Source organism: Odoribacter sp. Z80, assembly GCF_009935865.1.
Classification (GTDB): Bacteria; Bacteroidota; Bacteroidia; order Bacteroidales; family Marinifilaceae; genus Odoribacter.
Genome location: NZ_QWEL01000020.1, coordinates 1 through 20,076, shown reverse-complemented (window position 1 = coordinate 20,076; position 20,076 = coordinate 1). Strand labels below are relative to the sequence as shown.

Below are 20,076 nucleotides of genomic sequence, written 5' to 3'. Positions count from 1 at the left end.
GAAATTCCCATTGACAGTACAAGCTCGTTTGACTTCTGTGTGGAATATCCCGACAGTACGGAATTTATATTCCAATCTTTTACACAGGCTGGAAGGAAATGGATTGAATTGGTATTTAATAAGGATTCCATAAGAAATTTGCAGATACCTTTAATGTCCCGGCATGGATGGAAAAACGGGAAAGAAGAAGAAGACTCCGTTTACCGGGAAGTCGGTACATTGGGGTATTACTATGTGAACGGACAGAAAATATACCGGCTGGAGGAAGCTGTAATTACAAAACCGAAATATCTCTCCGGAACAAAACCTCTGAAAGCATTGGAGGCACATGATTTGAAAGAAGAAAAATTCAAAAAGGCTTTGGATTGGGTTCTTTCCATTCCGGGAATATATACCAAAGATACCCTTGGCAAAAAAATCATATCTTACGGTCAAATAAAACAAAAAGAAGTTCATATCTCTTTAGAAAATATTCCGGAAGATTTCGGGACCGTGGATATGTCATACTTACTCGCCAATATACCGATAAATTGTATTGACCGGGCAGAATATACAACCAGCGCTGACGACCAATGTATGTATATTTTTCTCCAGTTTAAAAAAGGTACGGATTTTACTTTGCGCGGACTGGATTTCTACCGTTTTACACCTTTGGGGTACCACCAGCCTGCAGAGTTTTATGTACCCCGATACGAGGTAAAAGAAGAATGCAGCAACCCTCTTCCCAACGAGCGTCCAACGCTATACTGGAACCCGGATGTACGTCTGAGAAAAGGAGAACCGGCCACGCTGCGTTTCTACACCACAGACCGGCAAGGGCCCTTCACCGTGAAACTGGAAGGCATCACCCCGAAAGGAGAGATGATACGATCTACAATGACAATTGAGACAAGCAGAAAAAAATATTGAAAAAACATTTACCGGTTGAACTGCGTTTAATGCCAAAAGAACGCACATGTTTATCACCACTCAAAATATACTGCTGATAGGTTCTGTTTTGTTGTTTATCAGCATTGTCATCAGTAAAACCGGCATCCGGCTTGGTATACCGGTCTTATTGCTCTTCCTTTTGGTGGGAATGGGATTCGGACAAGACGGCATTGGCATCCAATTCTCCAATCCGGCCACCGCTCAATTTATTGGTGTCATTTCTCTGAGCATCATTCTTTTTTCCGGAGGAATGGATACTAAAATAGAAGAAATCAAACCCATTATTGGTCCGGGAATTACATTAGCCACTTTAGGCGTCTTACTGACCACCTTTCTGACGGGCAGTTTCGTTTATTTCATTTCTCACTGGACCTTTCCGGCAACGAAAGCCACTTGGGCGGGCTGCTTGCTACTGGCCGCAGTCATGTCCTCCACCGACTCAGCATCCGTATTTAACATACTACGTTCCAAGGATTTACAACTCAAACACCGTTTACGTCCTTTACTGGAACTTGAAAGCGGAAGCAACGACCCCATGGCCTATATGCTAACTATTCTGTTCATCCAAATTATACAATCGGGAGAGATGCATTTCGGACAAATTCTGCTTTCCTTTGTCCGGCAGTTCTGCATCGGTGCCTTAGCAGGTTATTTACTGGGCCGCTTTACCGTATATATCCTGAATCACATTCAGATACCCAATTCTTCGTTATATCAGATTATCCTGCTCACTTTGGTATTTTTTATTTTTTCTTTCACCGAAGCCCTGAAAGGCAACGGTTATTTAGCAGTCTACATTGCAGGTCTGATTGTCGGTAACCGCCGGATTGTTTACAAAAAAAACATAGCCAACTTCTTTGATGCAACCGCCTGGTTATTTCAGATTATCATGTTTCTTTCTCTGGGACTGTTAGTCAATCCAAAAGAATTATTCCATATCTCCTGGATCGGACTACTGATTGGATTTTTCATGATCCTGATAGCCCGGCCCGTCAGTGTGTTGATTTGTCTGGCTCCTTTCCGGAAAATGACTTTCAAAAGCAGGTTATACGTTTGCTGGATAGGATTAAGGGGAGCCGTGCCCATCATCTTCGCAACATATCCCCTCATCGCCGGAATCCAGGGGGCTTACCAGATATTCAACATCGTATTTTTCATTACATTGCTTTCGTTGGTTTTTCAAGGCGCTACCGTAAGTTTCGTTGCCCGTAAACTCAAACTATCTTTTAAAACCCGAAAACTTGTCCGGGAATTTGACATGGACCTGCCGGAAGAAATAAAATCCATATTTTCAGAAATCACAGTGAATACTGATATGCTTACTGCCGGCGACCACCTGATTGATATTCCCCTTCCGGAAAACACCCTGATTGTCTTAGTCAAAAGATTCAATCGCTATTTTGTACCCAACGGACATTCCCAACTATTTCCGAACGACAAACTTTTGATTATTTCCGACAACGAAACTGAACTCCGCAAAGTCTATGAACTTCTGGGAATTGAAGAGTTCAGTATCTCTAAAAATACAGAGCCTTGAACTTCGCTTCCCCACTCGTTCAAGGTCCCTTTAAAACTTTGCAGTTTTATTTTATTCGGGTCCTACCCCCTTCATAAGCCACACACCCTTGCCTTCCCAGATAACCGACCACAGCTTCCGTAATGGGAATATGCGTTACCACGCCCTCTTCTCCCAGTTTACCGGCAGAAGCCACGTAATTACTAACCGCGACCTTATATTTATTTTCATTCCGCAGGAGCTTTCCCTGTTTATCGTAAAACCGAACATCCACTCCATTCCCCGCAGCATCCCGGACAATTTCATACCTCCCGGCAGATATAAAGTAATTGATATAACGTTTTTCCGGCTCTGCTACCCGATTATAGTCTCTTAAGATAAATTCCTTCATCCGCTCCAGATTCCATTCATACTTCACAATATAGTTCGCAAAAGGTTCCAATTTATAGAGCATCTCCATTGTAATATCGCCCTTGGGAATAGAGTTCAACCGGACTCCTCCTTTATTGTAAAAAGCAAAATCACAACCAGCTGCTTCACACATAGCATCAGTCATCAAAGACGCTACCTCTTCCTTAGTTGACAGGTCAGCACCGGCTTGTCCCACCACTTTTTTAAACTCAGGACGATTGTTGATTTTCTCTACCATCAAAGCAACCTCCTCATCTGCTGTCTCAAAATCTTTAAGACTAACCAACGTATAAGATTTACTCACCAACCTCTTCCTCTTAAATTCCAATGTCGTTACTCCGACATAATTCAGGTTAGAGCCTGTCTGGGTAACTAAAACCCCGTTTATCAACTGAGGTTCCCGGATAACCGTATGGGAATGTCCTCCCACAATCACATCAAAATCAGGCATCACCAACGCCAACAACGAATCATGTGCAAACCCAAGGTGTGTCAACCCTATCATCACATCACAATCCTTCGCCAACTGCTTATATTCCCGGGCCACATCTTTATAATAGCGGAACGATATATTTTCCAGATTCCCGGGATTAGTAGCCGGAATATGGTTGGTCCCCGTTTGAATCAAACTGAAAAAACAAAACTTCAACCCGCCCTTTTCCAATATATAATAGGGAGATAACGCGCCCAATTCGCTATTTTCCGAAACCATATTCGCACAAAGCACCGGAAAATTTGCTTCTTCCAATCTCTTCTTAAGAGTTTGCTGTCCGTAATCGAAATCATGATTCCCCATACAAGCAACTTCATAACCGACCTTATTCATCAACTGAATCATCGGTTCACCCCGCTCCCCGGCATTATCTACATACGGATTTCCGGAAAAACGATCCCCGGCATCCACCACAATCACTTCTCCCCCTTCTGCACGCTTTTGCTCCACAAAGGCAGCCAGTTGAGGGAATCTGGAAATCTGGGCATGCATATCATTAGTAGCCAGAATCACCACTTTTTCCGTTTCTTTGCTGCAACTGCATACTGCCATCACCACCCATAGCAGTATTCCTAATCTTCCAAGTAAGTTCATTTATTCTATCTTTAGCGCTCCGGCATTCCGAAATATTTACTTCGCATATCCAACCGGATGGTTCATTAAAGGACGCTGTCCTTCTTTTAATTTCAATACTTTTTTCAATTGTGCATGATCCATCGAAGCCCTGGGCACAGTTACCAAACCCGTAGCAGCACAAAACAAGGAAATATTCTGTGAAACAATTCCGGCATCAACGGCCGGCATCAAAATTTCCCCTTGAAATAAATCAGTATCGGCCACAATCACCAAACAAACGGGAGCCCGATTCACAAAATCCTGCCCGCCGGCAACAGCCGGCCGGTAATCCCCTTTAACCACAGGCTGCAAGGCATGTGACTTAGCATCATACCGGTATGCTCCTTCAGGCAAACAAACATATACCTCTATCTCCTGCCGGTTCAGAGCAGACGGAGCCGTTCGCTTCCCGGACTCCGGACGGTTGACTCCAACGGCAGCCCACAACAAATCGGACAAATCCTGCAATTCTAATCTCTTTTCCGAATATTCCCGCGTTGAACGACGTTGCTCCAGCGCCGTCATTACGGGCAATCCCCGCTTTACATCAGGAAGATGCAACAAAATCGTATTTAACTCCTGGGCCCGCAATCCTACAAAAATACAAACGAATACCCAAAATAGTGCTAATGTTTTCATCATGCTATCATTTTTTAGGATGGCAAGTTAAATATTTTTTCGTTATCTTTCTTGTAAATCCCATTTTTTACTTTTACATTTGTGCAGCATTTCGGGATGTAGCTCAGCCCGGTAGAGTACACGTCTGGGGGGCGTGTTGTCGCAGGTTCAAATCCTGTCATCCCGACACTGAGAATCAAGAGGTTAGATAACAGATCTAACCTCTTTTTATTTTAAACCTCCGTCTTTATGGTCCTTCCGTAGTTTTAAATGTATGAGGCCGGAATAAAATCACTGCTACTTAACAATCTTATTTAACCACTCCAGGATGCTTTGCAGGGTTAAGTCACTGAAATCCCCCGGCAAAGTAGCATATTCCTGCATCATCCCTGTCTGACAAAACTGAAAAAGATGGTTATGGTTTTCAATTAACCGCGTTTCTGCTTTCGGATTCAATTCCTTTATCGTCAAAAGATTTGATGCCAGGACCTGCATGTCTTTACTTCCGTTCAGAGCCAGGAAAGGTATATTTACAGAAGCTATATCTCCGGCTGGATTATAACGAAGCAAAGAACGGTACCAGGGAGATAAAATGCCCGATACTTGTTGTTGTATCTGCTGCTGCACCTGGGGAAGCGTAGCTGTCACTCCCGCAAATTCATGAAAAGCCTCAACGATCCTCTCTCTGGCTGAAAGGTCAGGCTCTTCCGATTTAGCAATAGCCATAATTTGTCTCTGCAGTTGTTCCCCATCCCAACGTCCGGTCAATTGTGTCGCAATGGTCCGGGATTGTGATATAATGAGAGAATCACCACTCCATGCCGGAGCCGCCAGCGTCACAATAAAATCCACACCGCCATTACGGGCAGCAATGCGGATAGCATAAGCCCCCCCACAAGAGTGTCCGATTATGCCTGCGGGAATCGCAGGATATAATGAATCAACCAAAGACACAGCCGCAGCAACATCATCGGTGTAAGTGTCAAAAGTAGCAATTTCAGCATCCCCGGGATTGGCAAAACCCCTGTCATCCACCCTTAAAACAGCAAATCCATTTGAGGATAAGAATTCTGCCAGCGTCTTGAAAGGTTTTTTACCCATTATCTCTTCATCGCGATTTTGAATCCCGCTACCGGTAGCAAGAACCAACACAGCCTTAGGTCGAATTTCTTTTGCAGGCCAGGTCAAAGTCGCACCCATTTCCACGCCGTCAGCCGCCCTCACTTTGATTTCTTTCGCAGAAAAATCCTGACCTAAAGCCGGAAACACAATAAAGAATTGCAATAATAAGACAGCATATAAAAAATTTTGCATAGAAACCATATTGATTTATTTCACAAAATAACGAAAAATAACGGATATCCAAAACTAAAGTAAAAACTGCACGTATATTGTAAAAATGAACAGACAGTAAACAAACATCAATATCAACCAAACATAACACTACTATTACAAACAACCAAGTAAAACGATTCGTTATGAAACAATTCTTATTTCTGCTCTTAATTGCGGCACTATTTCTGCCTGCAAGAGAAAGTCAGGCCCAGACCCCTAAAAACCAAACACCGGTACACTACCAGGAATTAACCAAAAAACAAATCCGGCAACTCAAAAAAGACCAACGTAAAAAAGCCAGGGAATTAGCAGACCAGGAAGCCTTTAAAGCTGCAATAGAAGCTCTGAAAGACCGGAATTGGGTCCTGATGGCAAACACACTGTACGGTCCGCGGGGAGCAGCAATTCCCGTATCTGACAACACCAATTTCATTCAATTCAAAGGAAATACGGTTTACGTCCAATTGGCCTTTAACGGCATTGCAGGACCTAACGGGCTCGGAGGCATCACTGTACAAGGCACCCCCTCCCAAATCACCAGTAACACCGATAAACATGGTAATATCACCTATTCCTTTTATGTCAACGGCACAGCTTTAACAGCACAGGTCATCGTTAACCTGAGCGCCTCCAGCAACTATGCCAACGCAACCGTCTATCCGATGATGAACAACAACAATCTGACTTTTTCAGGAATACTGGTACCCACTTCACAATCGGGTATCTTTAGAAGCGGTTTCATCAGTTTCTAACCCCCAAATAATGATTTTCAGTTCCCGGTAATAAAAATTACCGGGAATCAGAAATCACAATTCCACCATCATTTAGCTTTTTCCAGTTCCACAGTAAAGTGGCGCATAATCGGAAACTCCTTCGTAATAACATATCCCCGCGTAACAGATTCGCGACGGTCATACACATTCTTCAATGCAGCGGCAATCACATCCATGTGATTATTGGTATAAGTACGACGCGGAATGGCAAGACGCAACAACTCCAGACGTGGATAACGGTTTTCGCGGGTCACAGGGTCACGGTCAGCCAGAATAGAACCGATTTCCACACCGCGAATACCAGCTTCAAGATAAAGTTCCACACCCAGTGTCTGAGCGATAAACTCCTCCTTCGGCACATGAGTTAAAATCTTCTTCGCATCCACAAAAATAGCATGCCCGCCGGCAGGCCGCTGGTAAGGAATTCCATATCCATCCAATTTTGTACCAAGATATTCCACTTGTTTAATCCGGGTTTCCAGATAATCAAACTCCGTTCCCTCATCCAACCCCTGCGCCAAAGCGTTCATATCCCGGCCGGACATCCCACCATAAGTAATAAAACCCTCATTCATAATACAAAACATCTGACAGCGTTTCCACAACTCCTCACTCCTGAATGCCACAAAACCACCCATATTCACAATAGCATCCTTCTTAGACGACATAGTCATAATATCAGCATAAGAAAACATCTCCTTCACAATCTCCTTGATGGTCTTATTCTCGTAACCCTTTTCCCGCGTCTTGATAAAATAAGCATTCTCTGCAAACCGGGCAGAGTCAATCTGCAGACTCACTCCGTATTTCCGGCACAAAGCAGAAACTTCCCGGATGTTCTGCATAGACACCGGCTGTCCGCCAGCCGTATTATTCGTTACCGTCAACACAACAGCAGGTATCTTTTCCTTCGGATACTTCTGCAGCACAGTCTCCAGTTTAGCAGGGTCCATATTCCCTTTAAAAGGAATTTCCAACTGGGTATCGGCAGCCTCATCAATCGTACAATCAATCGCCAATGCCTTCCGGAATTCAATATGCCCCTTGGTAGTATCAAAATGTGAATTACCCGGCAACACATCTCCCTCCTTGACGATTGTGGAATAAAGTACATTCTCGGCAGCCCGTCCCTGATGGGTAGGCAAAAAATAATCAAATCCCAGTATACCCTCAATGGCATTCTTCATCTTATAATAGGAACGCGCGCCGGCATAACTCTCATCTCCAAGCATCAACTCCGCCCATTGTTTATCGCTCATTGCCCCTGTTCCGGAATCCGTCAGTAAATCAATAAACACCTGATCGCTTTTCAGATTAAAAAGATTATATTTTGCTTCCCTGATCCATTGTTCACGCTCTTCACGCGTACTCTTACGGATGGTTTCCACCATCTTAATACGAAACGATTCTGCAAATGGTAACTCCATAATATTTATCATTTTAAATTTAAAAATATAATTTCTGAGTCCGGTTTACCTACCAACTCATAATACCCAAGAAATGGCTGGATGAAATCCTCTGTATAAAAAGTGATAATGAAAAAGACAAAGTTCAGAAATTGAACTCGTCCCGTTTTTTAATATTCAGGAAAAGATGATTTAACGGCAATATGTTATTTTGCTGTTTTCGCATACGATTGCAAAAATAAAAAATAATCCGAAAAATCCAAAACAACCCCTTCTTTCTTCCCCAGCAATCAGGCTAATATCGGGCAATATCCTGTCGACCTAAAAAACATGCAGAATAAACTTTTAGGAATAAAGCATATCTCTTATATTTGCAGAAACAAGAAAACCTTATGAATGCAACCTTTTATCTGCTGATCCCCATAGTCATTTTCACCGTTTTATTGTATCCGTTACTACGGAAAACCGTTTCCTTACTGGAAATATTAGTCAACAAATACATACAACTATCCGCTAAAAAACAATCACAACCGGAAGCAAACCATTCTCCGGTCCAAACCCTTCTCCATCTCAAACTGTTGGCTTACGAGCGCATCATCCTGTTGATCGAGCGCCTGAAAGCAGATTCTCTCATTCCGCGGACTTTGTCCTCAACATCCTCTTGCAGAGAATACCAACTGTTACTATTAAATGAAATCAGACAGGAGTTTGAATACAACCTTTCCCAGCAGCTTTATCTGAGTGAAAACGCCTGGACGGTCACCGTAGCTTTTAAAGACAACATGACCACCCTCATCAACAAAGCCGCAACAGAATGCCGGGAAGACTCACCCGCCAGTCTTTTGGCACAAAAAATTTTGGAATTGTACATCACCTCTGAGCTGCAAGCAGACAAAATTTTGAAGATTATAAAAGCCGAAGCAATGAAAAACACAAAAATTGCTTAAAACAGACCACCTTTTCCCCCTTATCTCTTTTTCCTTCTTCCTTCTTTTGTCCGGTTCATCCGGACTTTCTGGGGTGTTTTACTGTTTTTGGCAGATTTTGCATGAAAAGCACCTCCCCCCTGGGGTCTGCCTCTTTGATATACAATATTAGCAGTCTGTACCTTCTCTTCATCCATCAGAAGATCTGAAATCTCAAGATGCTCCGGCAATTCAGCCCGTACAATCTGCTGACTTATCAACATCTCTATAGCTTCAAAGCGGGGTTCTTCCTTGCCGCTCACAAAACTAATGGCTGTCCCTTCCCTACCCGCACGGGCTGTCCGCCCGATACGATGTACATACTCCTCCGGGATAGAAGGTATATCAAAATTAATAACATGCGAAACTTCCTGTACATCAATCCCCCTCGCAGCAACATCCGAAGCCACCAAAATCCGGGTTCTTCCTTCCTTAAAAGCTTTTAAGGCATTCAACCGGGAATTCTGGGCTTTATTGGAATGCAACACACTCAACTCTCCCTTCCAATAATCCCCCAGTTTTTCTACAATACGATCTGCATTCTTCTTGGTTTCCGTAAAAACCATCACCCTGCAAAACACGTCCTTATCCTCCAGCAACAACTTCAAAAGATTAATTTTTGTCGCTATATTCGGCACCTCATAACTCAATTGAGAGACATGTTCCACCGGAGTAGCCGGAGCTACCGTTTCCACCCTCACCGGAGCCGGAGCCAAAAACTCCCGGGCCATTTCATCTATAGTCGCAGAAAAAGTAGCCGAAAACAACAAAGTCTGATGCTTCTCCGGAATAACTTCCAATATACTTCTCAACTGAGGCATAAACCCCAAATCCATCAAACGGTCCGCCTCATCCACCACCACTGTCTTAACCTGACTCGTCCGGATAATACCATTCATATAAATATCCATGAACCGGCCTGGAGTAGCCACCAGCACATCCGTCCCCTCATACACAGCAGCCTGCTGCGTCCTGATATTCGTCCCACCATATATCCCCACACACCGGAGGTCCATAAATTCCGTCAACAACTCCACACTTTCACAGACCTGTACCACCAGCTCCCGGGTAGGAACAATAATCAGGGCCCTCGGATAACTCCCCTGGGCATAATGCAACTTCATCAACAAAGGTATCAGATAAGCCAGAGTCTTTCCCGTTCCGGTCTGAGCTATTCCTATCATATCCTTTCCCGACCGGATAACCGGAAAAGCCTGTTCCTGAATCGGAGTAGGCTGTTCAAAACCCGCCTCTTCCAAAGCCATGAGTATCTGTTTACTAATATTCAAATCCCTAAAAGCCATATTACCTTCATTAAAAATGATTAAAACACTCCACCCCTCAGCCACAAAAATACAAAAAAGAACGCCGGCAGAAAAATTATTTTCCATCCGGCTTTGCAAACTATTTTGTTTCAATCATTTAATAATTCTCTTCTACTTTTTATCCACTTTCCGCAAACGTTTTATTTGTTTGTTATAAAATTAAATTCTATATTTATTCCACTGATTAACCATAAAAACTTTTGAGATATGACTACAATGATTACTTTCAATGAATTGAGAAAAATCAAAGACATGCTACCTTCAGGAAGTATGCAGAAAATTGCTGACGACCTGGGGATTTCCGTAGAAACAGTCCGTAATTACTTCGGTGGAGACCATTACAAAGAAGGTAAAGCCGTCGGACTACATATCGAACAAGGACCCAATGGAGGTATTGTTAAACTGGATGACACCACCATCCTGCAAAAAGCCAAAGAATTATTAGAATGCTAAAACCATGCATGCATTTTGTATTCACTCCCGAAATAGCCTGTAATGCGAGGCGGACATCAGTTGTTAATATTAAATTATAAAACAAAAGTGAATGCAAAATGCATTTAAAGTTCGATACCCGAATCCGTAAACACAATCACCTCACGGGCATGGGAAATAATATAAGCAACCGGCCAATCTCCAGGCCAGGTAGTGGAAATTGCTTTTTGCAAAACAGCAGTTTTTCGTGTACCCACGACAGGCATCCAGATGTTTTTTCCATTTAATATCAAAGTGCCGGTCATGGTGATTCTTTTCTGACCGGTTTGAGGATGCCGGGTTACCGCATAACAACGTTTGTCCGTTAGCAATTCCGGACATTCCGGAAAAATAGATGCGGTATGACCATCTTCTCCCATACCCAAAATAATCCCGTCAAAACGAGGCAAACCAGAAAAATCCGGTAATGACCGTCTCACCAATTCCGAATAGTGCTCCGCTTCCATTTCAGGTCTCTCCTCTCCACGAATACGACAGATATGCTCTGCAGGTATACCCAACGGCCTGAACAACAAATCCTCAGCATATTTAAAATTACTTTCCTCATCATCAGGAGCCACACACCTTTCATCCACCCAATAAAAGCGCAATTGCTCCCAATGAATATTACCCTTACACTTCTCCGCCCAAAATTCAAACATCATCCGGGCTGTACTGCCCCCGGAAAGAGCCAAATGAAAAGGAGCATCGTGTTTTTCCATACAAGATGCCAGATTCTTACTCAGACACTGCAAAACCTCTTCCGCAGAATTAAAAATACAAAGCTTCATTTCCTGAATATTTAAACTTTAAAGTTCCGTCAATTTACTGTATTCAACAACCTTTTTCAATCTGTATGTACGGAATTTTATGAAATTCTGTCATATTTTATCTATTTTTGCAACAGAACCAACCATTCTGTTCCATGAATAAAATTATACTCAAACCTGGCAAAGACCGTTCTGTTTTCCGGTATCATCCCTGGATTTTTTCCGGAGCCATCGCCCGGGCAGATGGCCATCCGCAGGAAGGAGAACTGGTAAAAGTCTACTCTTCCGACAATCGCTATTTAGCCACCGGCCATTGCCAAATCGGTTCTATCGCAGTCAGGATACTTACTTTTACCGACGAACCCATAAATTATTCTTTCTGGAAAAAAAGAATTGAAAAAGCCTACCAAAAAAGAGAAGCCATTGGTTTAACCCCCACCCCGGACAACAATGTCTTCCGGCTGGTACATGGCGAAGGAGACAACCTGCCAGGCCTGGTCATTGACTACTATGCCGGCGTGGCTGTAATCCAATTCCATTCCGTGGGAATGTTCCTCGAAAAAAACAATATTGTCAAAGCATTATCAGAAGTCTTAGGTTCGCAACTCACAGCCATATACGATAAATCAGAAGGGACCTTACCCTACAAAGCTGCCATCGAACCTAAAAACGGTTATCTATACGGGAAAGCAGAAAACTTTATAGCCCTCGAAAACGGACTGAAATTCAACGTGGATTGGCTTGAAGGACAAAAAACCGGCTTCTTTATTGACCAAAGAGAAAACCGAAAGCTATTGGAAAAATATGCTTACCGCAAGCAAGTACTCAATATGTTCTGCTACACCGGAGGTTTTTCCTTCTATGCCATGCGCGGAGGTGCCGAGTCAGTACATTCTGTGGATGTCTCAGCCCGTGCCATTGAACTGACCAATCAAAATGTAGAACTAAATTTTCCGGGCGACACCCGCCATAAAGCCTTCGCAGAGGAAGCCTTCAGATTCCTGGAAGATTCGTATAATAAATACGACCTGATCATCCTGGACCCGCCAGCTTTCGCCAAACATCAGAACGTCCTGAACAATGCCATCCAAGGATATAAAAAACTCAACCGGAAAGGCATTGAAGTTATCAAACCCGGCGGCATCATTTTTACCTTTTCCTGTTCCCAGGTCATGACCAGAGAACTCTTCCGACAAACCGTATTTACGGCTGCCGCCAACACCGGCAGAAAAGTCTCCGTTCTCCATCAGCTTACACAACCAGCAGACCATCCGGTCAGCATCTACCATCCCGAAGGAGAATACCTGAAAGGATTAGTCCTGTATGTTGAATAAGGCCATATAAAAACCTGCCGGACAGAGAGAGTTCTGTCCGGCAAATATTCCTTCTGCTCCGTCACACCACGTCCCGTGAAGCATAAATCCCACTCAATCTCAGAATAAAGTCTTTGCAGTTGCAATCACTTCCTCAGCCAGCTGATTGGCAGCAGCTTCATCTTTCGCCTCTGAATAAATACGGATAATCGGTTCCGTATTGGATTTCCGCAAATGTACCCAGCCATGCGCAAAGTCAATCTTTACCCCGTCAATATCCGTCACCTTCTCATTAGCATATTTCTTTTTCAGCCCTTCCAATATCTTGTCCACATTCATCTCAGGCGAAAGGGTAATTTTATTTTTAGAAATAAAATACTGAGGATAATCTTTTTTCAACTCTGTCATTTTCTTTCCCTTGGCAACATAATGGGAAAGAAACAGTCCGACCCCCACCAAAGCATCACGGCCGTAATGACTCTCCGGATAAATTACACCCCCGTTCCCTTCCCCACCAATCACTGCCTGAGTCGCCTTCATCTTAGCCACCACATTCACTTCCCCCACTGCTCCTGCATTATACTCCTGTCCTGCAGCAACCGTTATATCTCTCAATGCACGTGAAGAAGACAAATTAGACACCGTATTCCCTGGTGTATGCCTCAGTACATAATCTGCAACAGCAACCAAAGTATATTCCTCTCCGAACATCTCACCCGTCTCACTGATTAACGCCAAACGGTCTACATCCGGATCAACGACAATACCCAGATCCGCATGGCATTCTTTCATTTTTGCCGCAATCTGGGTAAGATTCTCAGGAATAGGTTCGGGATTATGGGCAAATTTTCCCGTCGGCTCACAATTCAATTCAACCACGTCATTTACTCCCAATGCTTTCAGCAAACGGGGAATCACCACCCCTCCGATAGAATTAACGGCATCCACCACAACTTTCAGGTGAGCTTTCTCTATTGCCTCCTTATCTACCAGTTTCAAACCTAAAACTTCATCAATATGATATTGCGTATAATCCTTTTCCACCACACACCCCAACTCATCCACTCCGGCATATTCAAAATCTTCTTTTGCAGCAAGCTCCAATACCTGTGCCCCATCGGCAGCCGAGAGGAACTCTCCGTCAGCATTCAACAACTTTAAGGCATTCCATTGCTTCGGATTATGGCTGGCTGTCAAAATAATACCGCCATCCGCTTTTTCCGCAGTCACCGCAATTTCCGTCGTAGGAGTCGTTGCCATTCCTATATTTACGACATCATGCCCCAGTCCTACTAAAGTGGCAGACACCAGTTTCGCATACATCTCACCGGAAAGACGGGCATCCCGCCCTAATACAATACGCGCTTTCTTTTTGCCCGCACCAGTCTTCAACCAGGTGGCATACGCAGAAACAAACTTAACTATATCCAACGGAGTAAGATTATCACCAGGACATCCCCCTACTGTACCCCGAATTCCGGAAATTGATTTGATTAATGTCATAACTTAAATAATTATAAATGGTACGACTTCCTATTCCCTTCCCACACCATATAAAGAAAACTATTCTTTCTTCTAATGCACCTCAAAATTAAAAAAAATTACTAAGTTCTCCTAAAATAGACATAAATATTACAAACCTAAAACAAAAAAAGCTGTACTTCCTCTAAAGAAATACAGCTTTCATGATTTTTACCTGAAATTAAATAATCGCCTTATAAGCATCAGCACTCAACAAACCATCTAATTCAGCCTTATCGTTTAATTTGATTTTAACAATCCACCCCTCACCGTACGGATCTTTATTCACTAACTCCGGTTGGTCTTCCAATGCTTCATTGAACTCCAAAACCTCTCCGCTTGCCGGTAAATAAAGGTCAGATACCGTTTTTACAGCTTCAATTGTTCCAAAAGTATCTCCTGCCTTCAATTCATCCCCTACAGTCTCGCATTCTACAAAAACAATATCCCCCAATTGGCTTTGAGCATAATCGGTAATTCCTACGACTGCTTCATCACCTTCCACACGAATCCATTCGTGTTCCTCGGTGTAATTTAATCCTGCTGGTACGTTCATTATTAATAATTTAGTGTTAACATTAATTTTATAGCCAAAAACATCCATGTGCTTTCACCTATTTAGCAAATATAGCTATCGCCAAAGTTAATCAAAAACTTAAAATCCTCATTCCCTTTTTTATTAAATATTTTTCTTTTTTCTCACTCCAACTATTGCAAACCTCAAAAAAACATTCTACATTTGCACCGCTATCAAATGATAGCCCTCCCTAAAAGAACTGGTGCGGTAGTTCAGCTGGTTAGAATACAGGCCTGTCACGCCTGGGGTCGCGGGTTCGAGTCCCGTCCGCACCGCTTAATGAAGACGAAAAAACAAGAAAAGTCCTGAAGTTTAATACTTTGGGACTTTTTCTTTTTCCACTCACCCCTGCAAAAAGTACCCGAATCCGGCAGTTGCCACGGGCTTAATCGTTGGACTTTTTTCTTCCCGGAAAAGTCCAACGATTTAGGTTCTTCTTCTCTGTTTTACAACGTTTTGCGTACCGACGTCCGGAACAAAGAAACCTAAGTTTGTACCATTAAAAAAGTTTAAAACATGGGAGAAGAAAAAAGACGTTCGACATTCAGCGTTTTGTTTTACATCAAGAAGCAGAAATTGCTGAAAAACGGTGAGGCACCTATCTGTATGCGCCTCACAGTGAACAAGCAGAAAGCTGAGATTATGATTAAACGGAGTGTTCCGGCAGAGCTGTGGAATCAAGCCAAGGAGTGTTCCAAAGGGAAAGACCGGGCGTCTGTGGAACTTAATTACTATATCGGAACTGTACGGGCTAAAATATTGCAGATTCACCGCGAGCTGGAAATGGACGGCAAGGAAATATCCGCTACCGTTGTCCGGGACAGGTTCTACGGACGGGATAAAGCACAACGTTCCCTGCTGGAAGTATATGCGGAGCATAACGAGAAATGCAGGGGATTAATCGGGAAGGAGTATTCCCCGGCTACCGTGGAGAAGTTTGAAACGTCTATCCGGCATTTAAAGGTGTTTATCCGCTCGCAGTATCATCGGGAGGATGTGTTTCTGAATGAAGTGAACGGGCAGTTTATCCGGGATTTTGAATACTGGCTCAAGACTACCATGAATTGCCGGAATAATTCCGCGCTGAAACATTTGAAGAATCTGAAAAAGGTTATCCGCATTGCCTTAGCCAATGAGTGGATGACAAAGGACCCTTTTTACGGCATTCATTTCAAGATGGACGAAGTGAATATGGAGTTTCTTACGAAGGAAGAATTAGAGGTGTTGATGAACAAGGAGTTTGCCATTAAACGGCTGGAGCAGGTACGCGATGTTTTTGCCTTTTGCTGTTTTTCCGGTATGGCGTTCTCGGATGTATACCAGCTTAGCCGGGAGCATCTTGTAAAAGACAACAACGGGGCCTTGTGGATAAGGAAAGCCCGGCAGAAAACGAAACAGATGTGCAATATTCCTGTTCTCTCCCCTGCCCGAAGGTTGATTGAGAAGTATGCGGGTTGTCCCGAATGCGTGGCGAAAAATGTCTTGTTCCCGGTGTTGAGTAATCAGAAGATGAATGCCTATCTGAAAGAGATTGCCGACCTATGCGGGATTCAGAAACGGCTGACGACACATGTTGCCCGGTATACGGCAGCGACGAGCGTGTTTTTAGCCAATGAGGTGAGCATGGAAAATGTGGCGAAGATTCTCGGACATGCCAATATCAAAATGACACAGCATTATGCCAAGGTGTTGGACCAGTCTATTATGCGGGATATGGGAAAAGTGGAAAAGAGTTTTTTAAAGGAGTGTGTATAATGAAAAGAGGGATTATTACTATCAGTGAAACGGGTGCAGTCGTAGTGCCAGATGTCCCCGTATGGATGACCCTGCCGGAAATTGCCGATATGCTCGGTGTGTTTGAGTATGATGTACGCAGGAGTATCAAGTCCATTTACCGGAATGAGGAACTATATGAGTTTGAAACGATGAAGTATGTGAAACAATCCGATGGTATCAGTTACGATGTTTACAACCTTGAAATGGTCGTGGCGGTTTCATTCAAAATACAGAGCAAAAGGAGCCGTATGTGCCGGCAGTTTCTGATGAAACGGGCCTGTTCCGGGAAGAATACCACATCAACACCTCCAGTTTACCTTATTGTACACACAGGAATTTTCAACCGACAAGGGCGGAATAAAGAAAATTTGTATAATTAATTAAAGTAATGATATACAATCTCTATTTTATTTTTAGATTGTATATCATTACCATTATTTATAAGATGCAGTCTTAAAGTGTATCTGAGAACAGGGTAGCTGGAATAATCTTCATATTTTAGAAATTATAAATCTTCAGCCAATAACTCAAAAGTCCACTCATGATATGTATATCTCCCATCCTCCCATTCACGCTTTTGCCAATACTTTTCATTGAAAAATTGTTTGCCGGGATCATTCCGCTGGGATTCTTTCCAAACAATGAGTTCATCTCCTTTTATATTACAAACAACAACAGAATCATCTATTGTATTAAAGTTGTATATTCCCTGGAAAAAAATCCCATTATCATGTTTTGGGAAAGCGGTATTGTCAATTAGTATTGTAGTATCCTGAACTAATATCACTGATTCATAAGAAGAAAAAGTGGTTTTGATTAATAAAGAATCTTTTGTAAGATTGGTTACATACCACTCACATTTATTTCTCGGATCTCTATAATCTGAAGGATCACAAGCCTGAATCATAATAATCAATGTAACTATTAAATAGTTAAAAACCATATTCTTTAAATCTTGCCTCAAGACCTGATATTTCACCCTGAATATCTTCCGGAAGTAATTCGAACGTCCATTCATAATATGTATACTTTCTATCTTCCCATTCTCTTTTTTTATGGGAACTTTCGTCAAAAAAATGATGTCCCTCTTCGTTTTGTTCAGACTTACGCCATACTTTTAATGTTTTACCGTCAAGTGCATAAACAACAACTGAATCAATATTGGCATTCAGAAAGTCAAAAGGTTCAAATTCCTCCACAATGGCTATCTTTTCCATAAGCCATATGCTATCTCGCTTAATATTCCCAACATCCAATGAGAATGGAGAATAAATTTTTAGGTCTATATCCTGTTCCAACCGATTGACAATTAACCTTGAACATTCAACAGGCGTGTCATTTGATAGACGAGGACAAACAAGACAACATGATTCAATACACAGTAAGACTTCGATTAATATAAAACTATAAATAACTTTCATATACAACAAGTTAATAAAACATAACAGCACTTTTTAATGTAACTGAAAAAACAACCAAGTCCTTACAAAAATAATCAAAAAAGAAGATTGTTTTAATAAAACAAGAAAGTTAAACGAACCTATACCATTTCCGTCGCCTGTTTCCGCTATCCGGATGCAAAGATAGGTGTTGTTTTCTGCTGAAAACTGCAAGGTCGGGCGGCAGAGCCGTTTCGGATACAATCTTCCTCCCTTGGAGCGTATTCTATCCGAAAACCTTGCATCTGTCAATGGCACACCCCAAAAAGCACCCGGCAACGGGAACAAGCGACGGAAAGAAAACAGAAAAAACAGCCTACGCAGGACATTCCGAGAGGATGTCACCCGGTAAGCTGTTTTCTTTTTAAGGATGGCTGATGCCATACAGAAAGCAGACGGAGAACTGCGCTCTTTCAAGAAAAGCAGAAAGCACTCCTGTCTTTCAACCGGAATGCCTCCCGATACCCCTCTTCCAATATCTTCTCAATATCACTTTCCCGGTATAAGACTTTACCACCCAAGAGGATATAAGGAAGGCGACCTTCGTTCCGGTAATCCTGCAAGGTACGGCGGCTTACTTTCAGCCGGGCGGAAAGTTCCCTGTCCGTCAGATAGTGTTCGCCACTTAAAAGAGGACGGCAATTCGTGGCAAGGTGTTCTATTCCCTCTGTCATCCGTTCAAGACTTTTCATGAAGCGGGTTACCCGTTCATTGTTTTTCGTTATCAGTTCGTTCATATTATCAGGGATTTAGTGGTTTTGCTGCTTTTTTAAATCGTTTTGTTCCTGAATCTGGCTTCTTTTCGTTTGTTCTCCACAACGGAAACAATACGCTGGACGTCTCCGGCTTTATAATAGATTTTGTGTTGAATCTGGCTATAAGCTAAGGTACCGTTATCCCGAAGGGTCTGTAAGGTACGGGGACAGATGTTTAGTAATTTACAAACTTCTTGATTGTCCAGCCATTCTCCCATGCCTTTGTCACTATTCCGGTGACAGACATTTTCTATCCGTTTGACAAATTCATCAAATTTCAAGGTCATTTCTTCAAATGTTTTCTTTTCAATGCTGATTACTTCCATACGTTTACTGGTTTAAGTGTAACTACTGGTTTTATTTCATCTGCGAAGTAAAACGCTTTTATTCAGATTATCATACATATCGGAGGAACTGGCAGCATTTGGCATAAGGTGGTAGCGATTGGCACTGATTTCCTTATTAAATGCACCAACCACCCAACGTACCAAGAATCCGCCGTTGGGTGGTTACAACGTTGGGCGGGTTAGCCACCTTTTCGTTGGTTGGTTTCACTCAACGCTCGTATATTGCACTCAACCATCCTTTATTGGTTCGTATGGTAATAAATAAGTGGAAGAATGTCACCAATGTTATATTTCCTCTCTAATTGGTAGCGGTTGGCGTACCGGAAAAGTAGATTTCAGACACATAAGCTCCCTAATTTTGTCACCGAACGGTAACATCATGTGAGGAGTTTTCCTCCCTCCGTTTATCAGTTTATTGGCAATCCGTCCTCCGGCGGATTTTATTAGCGTCTGCTAATAGCAAGGTATCTTTTCAGCCGCTCAAAACATTTTGAGCATCCGAAAAGAGCCTAAACCTTAGCAGGGGAAACCTCCAAAGTCGTATCCCACATAAAATTAAGACGCGCAGGGAGGGGACTTTGTATCCTGCCATTGGTTTATTTACATTAAAATCAACTTATTTGGGATAATACACCGGGGATTCCTATGTAGTTTCCTGAAATAGGTTTACTTGGTTTAAAATACAATAAATTACAAAATATAGTCTAAATTCTTTTCTAC

The 20,076-nt window shown here is 42.6% G+C and carries 20 protein-coding genes and 2 tRNA genes; 10 read left to right on the top strand and 12 right to left on the bottom strand.

What is annotated here, in order from left to right; all coding sequences use genetic code 11:
• Window positions 1–909, top strand: a 909-nt coding sequence (locus D1136_RS10585) for a hypothetical protein (RefSeq protein WP_161877590.1), incomplete at its 5' end; no start/stop codon positions are given.
• 46 nt (window positions 910–955) lie between these two features.
• On the top strand, window positions 956–2,467 hold the full coding sequence (locus tag D1136_RS10580; RefSeq protein WP_161877589.1) for a potassium/proton antiporter: 1,512 nt from the start codon (window positions 956–958) through the stop codon (window positions 2,465–2,467).
• 46 nt (window positions 2,468–2,513) lie between these two features.
• Here D1136_RS10580 and D1136_RS10575 read toward each other — a convergent pair whose 3' ends face one another.
• A complete protein-coding gene (locus D1136_RS10575; RefSeq protein ID WP_161877588.1) occupies window positions 2,514–3,944 on the bottom strand; it encodes a bifunctional UDP-sugar hydrolase/5'-nucleotidase in 1,431 nt (476 codons plus the stop codon).
• A 36-nt stretch (window positions 3,945–3,980) separates the two neighbouring features.
• Entirely contained in the window at window positions 3,981–4,604 is a 624-nt protein-coding gene (locus D1136_RS10570; protein WP_161877592.1) for a SagB/ThcOx family dehydrogenase, read from the bottom strand.
• A 92-nt stretch (window positions 4,605–4,696) separates the two neighbouring features.
• On the opposite strand from D1136_RS10570, the gene D1136_RS10565 reads away from it, so the two are divergent.
• Window positions 4,697–4,770, top strand: a tRNA-Pro gene (locus tag D1136_RS10565).
• 110 nt (window positions 4,771–4,880) lie between these two features.
• On the opposite strand, the gene D1136_RS10560 is transcribed toward D1136_RS10565, so the two are convergent.
• Window positions 4,881–5,897 (bottom strand): alpha/beta fold hydrolase, encoded by a 1,017-nt coding sequence (locus D1136_RS10560; RefSeq protein WP_161877587.1) that lies wholly within the window; start codon window positions 5,895–5,897, stop codon window positions 4,881–4,883.
• A 164-nt stretch (window positions 5,898–6,061) separates the two neighbouring features.
• Here D1136_RS10560 and D1136_RS10555 point away from each other — a divergent pair, with 164 nt between their 5' ends.
• A complete protein-coding gene (locus D1136_RS10555; protein ID WP_161877586.1) occupies window positions 6,062–6,670 on the top strand; it encodes a DUF4251 domain-containing protein in 609 nt (202 codons plus the stop codon).
• A gap of 68 nt (window positions 6,671–6,738) precedes the next feature.
• On the opposite strand, the gene D1136_RS10550 is transcribed toward D1136_RS10555, so the two are convergent.
• Window positions 6,739–8,118, bottom strand: coding sequence for a tryptophanase (locus tag D1136_RS10550; RefSeq protein ID WP_161877585.1), 1,380 nt, complete (start codon window positions 8,116–8,118; stop codon window positions 6,739–6,741).
• A 371-nt stretch (window positions 8,119–8,489) separates the two neighbouring features.
• On the opposite strand from D1136_RS10550, the gene D1136_RS10545 reads away from it, so the two are divergent.
• Complete coding sequence (locus tag D1136_RS10545) at window positions 8,490–9,044, top strand: hypothetical protein (protein WP_161877584.1); 555 nt, start codon at window positions 8,490–8,492, stop codon at window positions 9,042–9,044.
• A gap of 20 nt (window positions 9,045–9,064) precedes the next feature.
• On the opposite strand, the gene D1136_RS10540 is transcribed toward D1136_RS10545, so the two are convergent.
• Window positions 9,065–10,453: a DEAD/DEAH box helicase gene (locus D1136_RS10540; protein ID WP_237567057.1), complete on the bottom strand. Its 1,389-nt coding sequence runs from the start codon at window positions 10,451–10,453 to the stop codon at window positions 9,065–9,067.
• Window positions 10,454–10,594: 141 nt separating this feature from the next.
• On the opposite strand from D1136_RS10540, the gene D1136_RS10535 reads away from it, so the two are divergent.
• Window positions 10,595–10,840: a sigma-70 family RNA polymerase sigma factor gene (locus D1136_RS10535; protein WP_161877583.1), complete on the top strand. Its 246-nt coding sequence runs from the start codon at window positions 10,595–10,597 to the stop codon at window positions 10,838–10,840.
• A gap of 104 nt (window positions 10,841–10,944) precedes the next feature.
• Here the strand turns inward: D1136_RS10535 and pgl are convergent, their stop codons facing one another.
• Entirely contained in the window at window positions 10,945–11,649 is a 705-nt protein-coding gene (gene pgl / locus D1136_RS10530) for a 6-phosphogluconolactonase (protein WP_161877582.1), read from the bottom strand.
• Window positions 11,650–11,783: 134 nt separating this feature from the next.
• On the opposite strand from pgl, the gene D1136_RS10525 reads away from it, so the two are divergent.
• Window positions 11,784–12,962, top strand: a complete 1,179-nt coding sequence (locus D1136_RS10525) for a class I SAM-dependent rRNA methyltransferase (RefSeq protein ID WP_161877581.1) — start codon at window positions 11,784–11,786, stop codon at window positions 12,960–12,962.
• A 99-nt stretch (window positions 12,963–13,061) separates the two neighbouring features.
• On the opposite strand, the gene glmM is transcribed toward D1136_RS10525, so the two are convergent.
• Window positions 13,062–14,444, bottom strand: a complete 1,383-nt coding sequence (gene glmM, locus D1136_RS10520; protein ID WP_161877580.1) for a phosphoglucosamine mutase — start codon at window positions 14,442–14,444, stop codon at window positions 13,062–13,064.
• A 199-nt stretch (window positions 14,445–14,643) separates the two neighbouring features.
• Window positions 14,644–15,018 (bottom strand): glycine cleavage system protein GcvH, encoded by a 375-nt coding sequence (gene gcvH, locus D1136_RS10515; RefSeq protein WP_161877579.1) that lies wholly within the window; start codon window positions 15,016–15,018, stop codon window positions 14,644–14,646.
• Window positions 15,019–15,240: 222 nt separating this feature from the next.
• On the opposite strand from gcvH, the gene D1136_RS10510 reads away from it, so the two are divergent.
• The 3 genes from D1136_RS10510 (at window position 15,241) to D1136_RS10500 (ending at window position 17,195) form a co-directional block, all read left to right on the top strand.
• A tRNA-Asp gene (locus tag D1136_RS10510) sits at window positions 15,241–15,314 on the top strand.
• A gap of 241 nt (window positions 15,315–15,555) precedes the next feature.
• Window positions 15,556–16,794, top strand: a complete 1,239-nt coding sequence (locus tag D1136_RS10505) for a site-specific integrase (RefSeq protein ID WP_161877578.1) — start codon at window positions 15,556–15,558, stop codon at window positions 16,792–16,794.
• Window positions 16,794–17,195: a hypothetical protein gene (locus tag D1136_RS10500; protein WP_202623113.1), complete on the top strand. Its 402-nt coding sequence runs from the start codon at window positions 16,794–16,796 to the stop codon at window positions 17,193–17,195. The genes D1136_RS10505 and D1136_RS10500 overlap by 1 nt, the downstream gene beginning before the upstream one ends.
• 125 nt (window positions 17,196–17,320) lie before the next feature.
• On the opposite strand, the gene D1136_RS10495 is transcribed toward D1136_RS10500, so the two are convergent.
• From D1136_RS10495 to D1136_RS10480, 4 genes are all read right to left on the bottom strand, one after another.
• Window positions 17,321–17,722 (bottom strand): hypothetical protein, encoded by a 402-nt coding sequence (locus D1136_RS10495; RefSeq protein WP_161877577.1) that lies wholly within the window; start codon window positions 17,720–17,722, stop codon window positions 17,321–17,323.
• Between the two features lie 25 nt (window positions 17,723–17,747).
• Complete coding sequence (locus D1136_RS10490) at window positions 17,748–18,236, bottom strand: hypothetical protein (RefSeq protein ID WP_161877576.1); 489 nt, start codon at window positions 18,234–18,236, stop codon at window positions 17,748–17,750.
• 431 nt (window positions 18,237–18,667) lie between these two features.
• Window positions 18,668–18,991 carry a helix-turn-helix domain-containing protein gene (locus tag D1136_RS10485; RefSeq protein WP_161877575.1) on the bottom strand — a complete coding sequence of 108 codons (324 nt, stop codon included), beginning with the start codon at window positions 18,989–18,991 and terminating at the stop codon, window positions 18,668–18,670.
• Between the two features lie 32 nt (window positions 18,992–19,023).
• Window positions 19,024–19,335, bottom strand: a complete 312-nt coding sequence (locus tag D1136_RS10480) for a helix-turn-helix domain-containing protein (protein ID WP_161877574.1) — start codon at window positions 19,333–19,335, stop codon at window positions 19,024–19,026.
• Between the last annotated feature and the right edge of the window lie 741 nt (window positions 19,336–20,076).